Annotated in this window: 2 rRNA genes; both read left to right on the forward strand. The window is 53.6% G+C overall.

From position 1 onward, the window contains the following. Positions 1–1,709 (forward strand): 23S ribosomal RNA (locus ABIC51_RS40775); the annotation flags it as partial. 156 nt (positions 1,710–1,865) lie between these two features. Continuing rightward, positions 1,866–1,978: ribosomal RNA gene (gene rrf / locus ABIC51_RS40780) — 5S ribosomal RNA — on the forward strand. Positions 1,979–1,989: the final 11 nt, after the last annotated feature.

A 1,989-nucleotide genomic window follows, 5' to 3' on the forward strand; every position in this document is an offset into this window, starting at 1 on the left:
CGCATGGTAGGAGAGCGTTCCGTAAGCCTGCGAAGGTGCCTTGTAAAGGGTGCTGGAGGTATCGGAAGTGCGAATGCTGACATGAGTAGCGATAAAGGGGGTGAAAGGCCCCCTCGCCGTAAGCCCAAGGTTTCCTACGCAACGTTCATCGGCGTAGGGTGAGTCGGCCCCTAAGGCGAGGCAGAAATGCGTAGCTGATGGGAAGCAGGTCAATATTCCTGCACCATTGTTAGATGCGATGGGGGGACGGATCGCGGAAGGTTGTCCGGGTGTTGGAAGTCCCGGTCGCTGCATTGGAGAAGGCACTTAGGCAAATCCGGGTGCGTAATTCAAGGGTGTGGCGCGAGCTTCTTCGGAAGCGAAGCAATTGGAAGTGGTTCCAAGAAAAGCCTCTAAGCTTCAGTCTAACGATGACCGTACCGCAAACCGACACAGGTGGGCGAGATGAGTATTCTAAGGCGCTTGAGAGAACTCGGGAGAAGGAACTCGGCAAATTGGTACCGTAACTTCGGGATAAGGTACGCCCTTGTAGCTTGACTGGCCTGCGCCAGGAGGGTGAAGGGGTTGCAATAAACTGGTGGCTGCGACTGTTTAATAAAAACACAGCACTCTGCAAACACGAAAGTGGACGTATAGGGTGTGACGCCTGCCCGGTGCCGGAAGATTAAATGATGGGGTGCAAGCTCTTGATTGAAGTCCCGGTAAACGGCGGCCGTAACTATAACGGTCCTAAGGTAGCGAAATTCCTTGTCGGGTAAGTTCCGACCTGCACGAATGGCGTAACGATGGCCACACTGTCTCCTCCCGAGACTCAGCGAAGTTGAAGTGTTTGTGATGATGCAATCTACCCGCGGCTAGACGGAAAGACCCCATGAACCTTTACTGTAGCTTTGCATTGGACTTTGAACCGATCTGTGTAGGATAGGTGGGAGGCTATGAAACCGGAACGCTAGTTTCGGTGGAGCCGTCCTTGAAATACCACCCTGGTTTGTTTGAGGTTCTAACCTTGGCCCGTGATCCGGGTCGGGGACAGTGCATGGTAGGCAGTTTGACTGGGGCGGTCTCCTCCCAAAGCGTAACGGAGGAGTACGAAGGTACGCTAGGTACGGTCGGAAATCGTGCTGATAGTGCAATGGCATAAGCGTGCTTAACTGCGAGACCGACAAGTCGAGCAGGTGCGAAAGCAGGTCATAGTGATCCGGTGGTTCTGTATGGAAGGGCCATCGCTCAACGGATAAAAGGTACTCTGGGGATAACAGGCTGATACCGCCCAAGAGTTCATATCGACGGCGGTGTTTGGCACCTCGATGTCGGCTCATCTCATCCTGGGGCTGTAGCCGGTCCCAAGGGTATGGCTGTTCGCCATTTAAAGAGGTACGTGAGCTGGGTTTAAAACGTCGTGAGACAGTTTGGTCCCTATCTGCCGTGGGCGTTGGATATTTGAAGGGGGCTGCTCCTAGTACGAGAGGACCGGAGTGGACGAACCTCTGGTGTACCGGTTGTCACGCCAGTGGCATCGCCGGGTAGCTATGTTCGGAAGAGATAACCGCTGAAAGCATCTAAGCGGGAAACTCGCCTTAAGATGAGATATCCCTGGGGACTAGATCCCCTTGAAGGGTCGTTCGAGACCAGGACGTTGATAGGTCAGGTGTGTAAGCGCAGTAATGCGTTCAGCTAACTGATACTAATTGCCCGTAAGGCTTGATCCTATAACAAGTCTGCCTTGTAGATCGGCGCCGTGCGACAGCACCGGCCGCAAGATCCAAGCGACAAGTTGGATTCTCGTGTGTGATACACACAACTCAAAATTACTGCTTCTTCCAAGATTGGTTCTGTTGGCCACGCCAGCAGAACAACCCTCTTTGCCTGATGACCATAGCGAGTCGGTCCCACCCCTTCCCATCCCGAACAGGACCGTGAAACGACTCTACGCCGATGATAGTGCGGATTCCCGTGTGAAAGTAGGTAATCGTCAGGCTCCCTAAGCCA

Source organism: Burkholderia sp. 572 (genome assembly GCF_040545135.1).
Lineage (GTDB): Bacteria > Pseudomonadota > Gammaproteobacteria > Burkholderiales > Burkholderiaceae > Burkholderia > Burkholderia cepacia.